Source organism: Streptomyces sp. A01, from assembly GCF_059026195.1.
In genome coordinates, this window is the sequence record NZ_JBWLKN010000062.1 from 1 (window position 1) to 8376 (window position 8376).

The window sequence follows — 8376 nt, forward strand, 5'->3', positions numbered from 1 at the left end:
ATCACCGCGGACACACCGCGCTGAAAGGCCAACCACCCGCCAGCCGCGTCCCCAACCTCACGGGTCAGTACACCTAGTCGGCCCCGCACCCGCGGGGATGGCCCCACTTCCTTCAGAGGGTCTGCGAAACCCTCTGGTCTGCTCCCCGCATCCGCAGGGATGGTCCCAGGTCTACGAGGCTGTTTCTCAAGTCGATGGGTGGTTGATAGGTATCGGCTGCGCGGAGGCATGAGTCGGAAGAGAGAGCGGTCGGGCTGCTTGCAGGAAGCGCGCCAGGGCGTTTTGGGGACCGGAGTGAACTCTCGGTGCTAGTAGTGCTTGGTCAGGTTGAGGCTGGTGTGGGTATGTCGCGGTGACAGGTGGAGCAGGTGCCGTTCCAGGTGGCGAGAAGGGTCTGTAGTTCTCGGACGATCCGGTAGAGGCTCAGGCTGGCGCCGTGTCTTTTGGGGCGTGGGCCAGCCGTTGCAGGGTGCGGAAGGCGTGCGCCACGGAGACGAGGGTGACGTGGTGGTGCCAGCCGCCCCAGGTGCGGCCCTCGAAGTGGGCCAGGCCCAAGGCCTGTTTCATCTCGCGGTAGTCGTGCTCGATGCGCCAGCGGAGCTTGGCCAGGCGGACCAGGGTGGCCAGCGGGGTGTCGGCGGGTAGGTCGGACAGCCAGAACCGGACGGGATCGGCCTGGTCGGCCGGCCACTCGGCCAGGAGCCAGCACTCGGGCAGCTCCGGGCCGTCAACGGCCTGGCGGACCTCGCGGCCGGCAGGCCGGATCCGTATGGTCACGAACCGCGAGTACATCCGCTTGAAGCCGCTGCGGCCGGTGCCGGGACGGGAGCCCTGACGCCATTGCACCGGCTTCGCCGCATTCCGGCCCGCCGCGATGACCAGCTGTTTCACCGACCGCGGCTTGCCCGGGTACTTCGCAACCGGCGGCCGTCCGCTCCCGCGGTAGGGCTCGGCCACCGGCACTGCCTCGCCGGGCTGAGCCGAGAGCGTGGTGGAGATCCCCACCACGTAGTTGAGGCCGCGGGCCTGCAGGCCGTGCCGGAAGGCCGCGGCGTCACCGTATCCAGCGTCCGCGACAGCCAGTGGCACCTCGATGCCCCACGAGCTGGTCTCGTCGAGCATGTCCAGGGCCAGTTGCCACTTCTCCACGTGCCGGACGTCGTCGGGGATGCCGCAGGCAGTGCGGCGGGCAGCCTTGCCCAAGTCCGCCTTCGGCGAAGTGGGACCCCAGGTCTCGGGCAGGAACAGCCGCCAGTTGACCGCCGCCGAGGCATGGTCGGACGCCAGGTGCAGCGAGACCCCCACCTGGCAGTTGGTGACCTTGCCCGCGGTGCCGGTGTACTGCCTCGACACGCACGCCGAGGCGTTGCCGTCCCTGAGGAACCCGGTGTCATCGAAGATCAGCGCTCCCGGCCGGATTGCCACTTCCATCTTCCAGACCAGCCGGGCCCGCACATGCGCCGGATTCCACGGGCTGGTGGTGATGAAGTGGGCCGGAGCCTGCCGGTTACCGTCCTCCCCAAGCCGGGCCGCCATCGGCTCGACCGACTTGCGCTGCCCGTCAGTCAGCAGCCCACGCAGGTAGACCTGCCCCCACCGACGCTGATCGTTTCGCGCGAACGGCTCGAAAACCTCCGCCGCGAAATCCTCGAGATCACACCGCACCGCGGCCAAGTCCTCAGGTGTCACATCCGATCAACGGCACAGCCACTCATCCGGACACGCCACCAGAGACTGAACCTGACCAAGCCCTACTACAGGAGTAACCCCAAAAGCGTGGACTGTGTGGAGCTCTGCACCATCGGGACGCTCCTGATCTCCCGCGCTCTCAGCACCCTCGGCACCGCCGATCCCAGACCTACCAAGGGCACAGGCAGCACCGGCCGGAGCATGATCTCCGAACGCACCATCGGGACGCTGTGAAACACCGCCCCGAGCCTGAAGCAGCCTCCACAGAGGCCGAGGTGCGGCCGTACGCGCGGGCCACCGGCAGCAGCATGACCCGGCCCCGGCCGCGCATCCGCGTCGACGTCGCCCGGTGCTGACGGGCCACGACACCGGCGTCCGACAGCCGCCCCAAACCTTCCGTGCCCCGGAGGGCGTTGGCCGCAGGTGCTGATCACTCGGCCGACCTTCCCGAAGGCGGTGCAGGTGGCGTTCTTCCGCGACCCGGAACCCAGTCGCTTGGGCGGCGTCGCCGACAGGAGATCGCGCCCTTCCGTAGGGAGATCGCCACCCGCATCAGGCGACGGAAGCAGTGCCGGACCAGGCGACGCTTGCCTTGCTGTGATGGTGGCTGAGCACTGAGCGCCGCAGCTGGCCAGCGCGCAACTCCGCTCGGCCTGAGGGTTCGTGGTCCCCCTCCGGCTCGGGCAGCCCTGGCGGACTCTGCTCTGACGCACTCAGCTGTGAGCAGGTAGTTGCAGAGCGAAGCGGCGGATGGCATCGGTGAAGGCAGCCGGATCGTCGAAGTTCGCGAGATGTCTCGCCCGCGGAATCAATTCGACGCGGGCGTGCGGATGCGCGTGGACGAAGTCCATCTCTCCGGACCGGAAGACGGTGTCCTTCTCGCCGTTCAGGATGAGCACGGGAGCCGCCACATGACGCATCGCATCCGCGTCAAAGCGGCCCAGCACCTCGCCCCAGGCGGTCGGCAGAGTATGGAAGGCGTAGCCGGAGCGGATGGTCGCGTCCACCACCTCGGGAGAGTAGAGCCGACGCAGCAACCGGTCATTCCAGCGGGTCAACCGGTCCGCCGGTATGCGAGGGACAAGCCCGGCGACCCACCGATACGGCGTTGCCCAGCGACCACAAGTTGAGGCGCTGGCCCCCGCGAGGACCAGCCCCCGCAGCTGCTCCGGGCAGCGCCGCGCGAACTCCAGCGAGGCGTATCCGCCGAGCGAGTGCCCGACGACCAGAGCCGGCCCGTGGTCGAGCGAGTCCACCGCCGAAGCGATGATCTCCGTCGCCGCGTTCAGACTCCAGGGTTGAGCAGAGCGGGCGCCGTGGCCTGGTAGGTCAACGGCGGCTACCCGGAAGTCCTCCTGGAGCGCGGCAAGCTGTGGGCTCCACTGTCCGGCGCTGAACCTCGTCCCGTGTACGAAAATGATGGGCGGTGCGTCCACAGCTGTCATGCGTCCCCCAGATCCGCGCTCTCCTCGGACCGACTCTACTGGCGGACAGTCCCGGCGCTGATGAGCGAACATGCTGGCCAACAAGGACGCTCGGAATGACCAGCTGCGGTAGGACACGGGGTATGACCCGGTGCCGCGCCGGGCAGCGCGTCACCGTCCTCCCGTCCGGGTGGCACCGCTTCTAACCGATCGATGGCCAGAGTGAGGGCGAGGAGGCCCGGGACGAAGGCTCCGCCGCCGCGTCGGCTCACCCGGAGGCGACCACAGGCGGAAGCGGCGTGGAGTTGTGGGTCACCGCCGATTCGTCCGCGACAGGGACCGGGTTCAGCAGGGACTCGCGGTGGGCGCGGGCCGCGGCCACCATCCTGTCGAGGGTGTCCCGGGCCCGCAGGAGATCGTCGATCTGCGCCGTGATCCGCTCGCGTTCGCGGGCCATCCGCTCCAGCGTGGCGTCGGAGTTGTGCTCGCTCGGGGTGTCGCGGCACGGCATGAGTTCGGCGATGGTGCTGCTGGAGAGATTGGCCGCGTACAGCCCCTGGATGAAGTGGACGCGGTCCACGTCGTGTTCCGCGTACTGGCGTTGTCCGCTCGGCGTGCGGGTGCTGGTGAGCGGTCCGCGCTGTTCGTAGTAGCGCAATGACCGCACACTCACTCCGGCGCGTGCCGCGAGTTCCCCGATCCGCATGACTGCCTCCCGCGGTGTCCACAGCGCCGCGGGGCCCGTGGTGCATCCCACACGTCCGCGGTGTTCTCCCGGTTGCCTCTGACACTGGCGTCAGGTTTTAGCGTACACATGTACTCCGGCAGCCGGAGCACATGTGTACGGGAGGAGAACCGACATGCCGTCCCTGTTCAGCAGTTACCGCCTCGGCGAGCTCACGCTGCCCAACCGGACCGTTATGGCTCCCATGAGCCGCGTCCGGGCCGCTGCCGGCGGTCTGGCCACCGCCTCCATGGCTACCTACTACGCGCAGCGCTCCACGGCCGGACTGATCGTCACGGAGGGCGTTCAGCCCAGCCGCGTCGGGCAGTCCAACCCGGGCACACCCGGCCTGCACACCGACGAGCAGGCGGATTCCTGGCGGCAGGTGACCGACGCGGTCCACGCCAACGGCGGACGCGTCTTCGCCCAGATCATGCACGGCGGGCGGGTCTCGCACCACGAGACCACGGGCCTTCAGCCGATCGGCCCGTCGGCCGTGTCCGGCGAGGGCAGCGTGTTCGCCCCGAACGGCCCGCAGCCGATGCCCGTGCCGCGGGCCCTGCGGACCGACGAGGTCCCCGAGCACGTCCGGTCCTACGCACACGCCGCCCGCGGCGCCGTCGACGCGGGCTTCGACGGGGTCGAGCTGCACGGCGTCAACGGCTACCTGATCTCCCAGTTCCTGTCATCCAACGCCAACCTGCGCGACGACCGCTACGGCGGCTCGATCACCAACCGAATCCGTTTCGCCGTCGAGGCGGTCGCCGCCACCGTCGAGTCCGTGGGCGCAGCCCGTACCGGCATCCGCCTGTCGCCCGGCGGCGGTATCTGGGGGGTGACCGAGGACGACGCGGCCGAGCTGAACACCGCTCTGCTGACGGAGCTGGCCCGCCTCGACCTCGCTTACGTGCACCTGGAGGCCACTACCGACGAGGAAATCCTCCTCCAACTGCGCAGGACCTGGCCGGGCACCCTGATCGTCAACCCCACCATGCCCGGCAGCCCGAAGCAGACCAGGATGGGGGAAGCCGACCACTGGCTGGGCCTGGGCACCGACCTGATCGCCTTCGGCCGCGGCTTCCTCGCCAATCCCGACCTGGTCGAACGCCTGCGCTCAGGCCTGCCCGTCGCGCCCGCCGACGAGAACACCTTCTACCAGGGCGGCGACGCCGGGTACATCACCTACCCGACGTACCAGCACGCGGCCTGACCGTCTCACCGCAGGTAACGGAAGCGGGCTCCACGCGACAACCGCGATGCGCTACGCGGACTCCGTACGAACCCTGCTGGACCAGGCCGGCGACGCAGACCCCGAGTGCCGCAGCAGCTGTTCCGCGCGCTCAACCGGTGCGACGAGTTCGCCTCGCCGTCGCACCGGTGGACGGAATCGCGGGCGAGGCTGCTGGACGGCCAGCAGTGGGAGGCCGTCTCCGAGGACGTACGGCACAGCCTGAGCCTGGAAGAGACGGTCGAGGGACACCTGCCCGGGCGGGGGCGGGCACTGGACGCAGCCTGGCCGTTGATGGCCGAACGCCTGGAGGAGGCCGGGCAGGACCGCACCAAGCTCAGCTTCGAGGTCCAGCTCAACGGCCGGTTGAAGCTGAACGTCGACCGGCTCGGCGAGCTCGGCGGGAGCGAGAGACAGCACTACGCACAACAGCAGGAACCAGTCGGCGTAGGGGTGAAGGAGTGCGGCTCGGATACCGGATATGCGTCAAAAGGCGATGAGCTGGTTTCGGGTCCGTGGAGGGCCTAGACCGTCACCCGCTTGGCTCGGTGTCCCGCGGCTTCAAGTGGCTGATCACTGAACATGAGTTGCCTCTGTTCTTCGCGCCGACTCGCGACGAGCTGGAGCGGGCGGCCGGGGCGAGGGACAGCGGCGGGACAGCAGGCATCCAGTCAGTGCGGCGGCGAGGCCGGCCAGCCCGGCCGCCGCGAAGCCGCCCGCTGGCGCGGAGACGTCGATTGCCACCCCGACGAGCGGGGACCCGAGCGCGAAACCCGCACTCTGCGCCGAGGACTGCAGACCTGTGGCCTCACCCCGCACGCTGGCCGGCGCCAGTCGGCTCACCGCATCGGCCAGCGCGGAAAGGGTCGGCGCGGCGAGAAACCCGGTGCCGACAACGGCCACGCACAACCAGGGCCAGTCGTGGGCAAGCCCTGCGGGAATCGTCACGAGCCCGAGCAAGCCGAGCAGCAACCACGTGGGCAGCGACCGGGACAGCGCGCCGTAGATCAGCCCGCCGGCGACAGAGGTCACGCCGAGCACGGCCACGACCATACCGGCCCAGGACACATGACCTGCTTCTTCGAGCGTGGCAACGATGGCGAGGTCGACGCCGCTGAGCAGCATCGTCGTACCGAACGCCATCGTCAGTACGGCAATCATGCCGACGCCCAGCCACTCCCGTCGCGGGGGCCGTCCGGCCGCGTCGGCGTCCGCCTCGTCCTCGGCACGCAGCGGCGGGTCGAGCAAGGCGATCCCGGTTCCGCCGGCCACGATCGCGGCGCCGAGCCCCCACGCCACCACACCGGGGGACGTTTTCGCGGCGCACAGGATCACGACCGCCGGGCCCACCATGTACGACAACTCGCCCTGCACCGACTCCAGCGCGAACGCGGCCCGGCGCTGTTCCGCCGTCGTCATCGCGGCGATCGCCTGTCGGGTCACCGGCTGGGCCGGCACCATCAGCAGACCCGCCGCGAAGGCGGCACCCAGGAGGGCTCTGTACGGCAGGATCGGCACACTCAGCCAGAACACGACCTGCACGACGACAGTTACCAGCAGCACCGTACGCAGGCCCCGCCGATCGATCATGCGGCCAAGCAGCGGCCCGCCCAGCGCCAGCCCGGTCGTCAGAGCCGCCGCGGCACCGCCGGCTGCCACGTAGCTCATGTTCAGTCCCAGCACGACATACATCGTCAGTGCCATCACGGCAGCCGTGATCGCGGTGCGGGCGAGAAAGGAAACGCCCAGCAGCGATGCCATCCCTGGCACGGCGAGTATCTGTCGGTATCCGGTCACTCACGTGACGCTAGATCCTCCGCCAGGCCATAGGTAGTGATTCATTTGCTCTGGCGGACATAATGAATCCTTATGACCAGGGATCTTGAGACCGCATTGCTGCGGTCCTTCGTCGCCGTCGTGCGGGCGGGCAGCATCAGCCGCGCCGCGACCACGCTCGGACACACCCAGCCCGCACTCAGCCAGCAAGTGCGCAAGCTGGAGAGGGCCATCGGCCGTCCACTGCTTCACCGGTCATCGTCCGGTGTCACGCTGACCCGGGCGGGCGAGGAGCTCCTGCCGTACGCCGAGCGCATTCTCTCGCTCTCCGCGCAGGCACTCGCCGAAACCAGGCGCACGCTCACCGGCCGCTGCGGCGTCGGGTTGCTCGAAGACCTCTCCGCGTCCCAGCTTCCGCAGGCCCTCGCCGACCTCGCCCGGCTGCACCCCGGCGCAACCCTGGAGGTGCTCAGCATGTCCAACGCCGCGATGCGGGAGGCCTACGATGCGGGCCGCGTCCAACTCGTGCTCAACGAGGTGCCGGCCATTCCCGGCCCGCCGCGCTGGACCGTACGCCGCCCGCTGGTGTGGGCGATCGGCCAGGGTGTGGACGTGGCCGCCGATCCGCTGCCGGTGGTGCTGTTCTCGAATACGTGCTCCTGGCGTACGTCGGTGCTGGAAACCCTGGAACGCGCCGATCAACCCTGGCGGGTGGCCTTCGAAAGCAACAGCCTGGTCAGTGTGCTCGCCGCGGTACGGGCCGGGCTCGGCGTCGCGGCGCTCATGCCCACGAACCTTGAACCAGCCATGGCCTGTCACGACGCGGAGGCCCTGCCCGCCCTGCCGGACGTCGAGCTCGGCCTCGCACGGCACCCACGTTCCGAAGGTGATCCGCTGATCGATGCCGTCGAGACCGCCCTACGGCGCACGATCTGACGTGCGTGGCTGGCCAGCGGGCCGGTTTGCGTCCAACTCACCATAGGTACCAGCTTCGTGGCGGGACGCCTTCCCTCTCTGACTGTCGTATCGGTACTGTGCCGCTGCACCCGATCGCCTGAGACCGAAGACGAACCGGACCAGGCCGCTTGAGGCACCGGCTATTTCGGCGGAGACGGGACAGCGGCGATCCGCTCCGGCCCTTCCCCGCCCATCGGCGTCGCACTCATGTGTCCCCTCTCAGATAATCTCGTCCCTGGTGATGTTTGCGACCTGCGGTGACCAGAAGAACCGAGACGCTGTGACGCTGGAATTCCCAGTCGATCTGGTCCCGGACGCACGTTGCCCGGTGCCCTCTCAGTTGATCTGAGAGGACACGTTCGCGACTCTCAGTCGAGACAGAACTCGTTGCCCTCGATGTCCTGCATGACGATGCATGAATCATTGTCGTCATGCAGTAGTCGCACGCGTACCGCGCCGAGCGGGACCAGTCGTGCGCACTCGGCTTCGAGTGCGGCCAGGCGCTCTTCACCCACGAGTCCGGTGCCGACCCGCACGTCAAGGTGCAGCCGGTTCTTGGCGACCTTCCCTTCGGGAAC

The 8376-nt window shown here is 68.8% G+C and carries 9 protein-coding genes; 4 read left to right on the top strand and 5 right to left on the bottom strand.

The annotated features are described in order from the left end of the window. Nucleotides 1–423: 423 nt before the first annotated feature. Entirely contained in the window at nt 424–1689 is a 1266-nt protein-coding gene (locus tag AC5P1B_RS35310; RefSeq protein WP_493892124.1) for an IS701 family transposase, read from the bottom strand. Between the two features lie 87 nt (nt 1690–1776). Here AC5P1B_RS35310 and AC5P1B_RS35315 point away from each other — a divergent pair, with 87 nt between their 5' ends. Continuing rightward, nucleotides 1777–1923: a hypothetical protein gene (locus AC5P1B_RS35315; protein WP_493892125.1), complete on the top strand. Its 147-nt coding sequence runs from the start codon at nt 1777–1779 to the stop codon at nt 1921–1923. 479 nt (nt 1924–2402) lie between these two features. On the opposite strand, the gene AC5P1B_RS35320 is transcribed toward AC5P1B_RS35315, so the two are convergent. Both AC5P1B_RS35320 and AC5P1B_RS35325 read right to left on the bottom strand, forming a co-directional pair. Further along, the gene (locus tag AC5P1B_RS35320; RefSeq protein ID WP_493892126.1) at nt 2403–3134 is read right to left on the bottom strand and encodes an alpha/beta fold hydrolase; all 732 of its coding nucleotides are present in this window, start codon (nt 3132–3134) and stop codon (nt 2403–2405) included. 247 nt (nt 3135–3381) lie between these two features. Continuing rightward, nucleotides 3382–3819, bottom strand: a complete 438-nt coding sequence (locus tag AC5P1B_RS35325) for a MerR family transcriptional regulator (protein ID WP_493892127.1) — start codon at nt 3817–3819, stop codon at nt 3382–3384. A 154-nt stretch (nt 3820–3973) separates the two neighbouring features. Between AC5P1B_RS35325 and AC5P1B_RS35330 the strand changes: the two genes are divergently transcribed. Continuing rightward, nucleotides 3974–5047, top strand: a complete 1074-nt coding sequence (locus AC5P1B_RS35330) for an alkene reductase (RefSeq protein WP_493892128.1) — start codon at nt 3974–3976, stop codon at nt 5045–5047. Between the two features lie 105 nt (nt 5048–5152). Further along, nucleotides 5153–5593: a hypothetical protein gene (locus tag AC5P1B_RS35335; RefSeq protein ID WP_493892129.1), complete on the top strand. Its 441-nt coding sequence runs from the start codon at nt 5153–5155 to the stop codon at nt 5591–5593. 45 nt (nt 5594–5638) lie between these two features. Here the strand turns inward: AC5P1B_RS35335 and AC5P1B_RS35340 are convergent, their stop codons facing one another. After that, nucleotides 5639–6862, bottom strand: coding sequence for an MFS transporter (locus AC5P1B_RS35340; RefSeq protein WP_493892130.1), 1224 nt, complete (start codon nt 6860–6862; stop codon nt 5639–5641). A gap of 72 nt (nt 6863–6934) precedes the next feature. On the opposite strand from AC5P1B_RS35340, the gene AC5P1B_RS35345 reads away from it, so the two are divergent. Then, nucleotides 6935–7777 carry a LysR family transcriptional regulator gene (locus AC5P1B_RS35345; RefSeq protein ID WP_493892131.1) on the top strand — a complete coding sequence of 281 codons (843 nt, stop codon included), beginning with the start codon at nt 6935–6937 and terminating at the stop codon, nt 7775–7777. A 389-nt stretch (nt 7778–8166) separates the two neighbouring features. On the opposite strand, the gene AC5P1B_RS35350 is transcribed toward AC5P1B_RS35345, so the two are convergent. Continuing rightward, nucleotides 8167–8376, bottom strand: a 210-nt coding sequence (locus tag AC5P1B_RS35350) for a VOC family protein (protein ID WP_493892132.1), incomplete at its 5' end; no start/stop codon positions are given.

Coding starts and splice junctions, on each gene's coding strand:
- AC5P1B_RS35345 (WP_493892131.1), top strand. CDS start 6,935: ATGACCAGGGATCTTGAGACCGCATTGCTGCGGTCCTTCGTCGCCGTC.
- AC5P1B_RS35320 (WP_493892126.1), bottom strand. CDS start 3,134: ATGACAGCTGTGGACGCACCGCCCATCATTTTCGTACACGGGACGAGG.
- AC5P1B_RS35325 (WP_493892127.1), bottom strand. CDS start 3,819: ATGCGGATCGGGGAACTCGCGGCACGCGCCGGAGTGAGTGTGCGGTCA.
- AC5P1B_RS35330 (WP_493892128.1), top strand. CDS start 3,974: ATGCCGTCCCTGTTCAGCAGTTACCGCCTCGGCGAGCTCACGCTGCCC.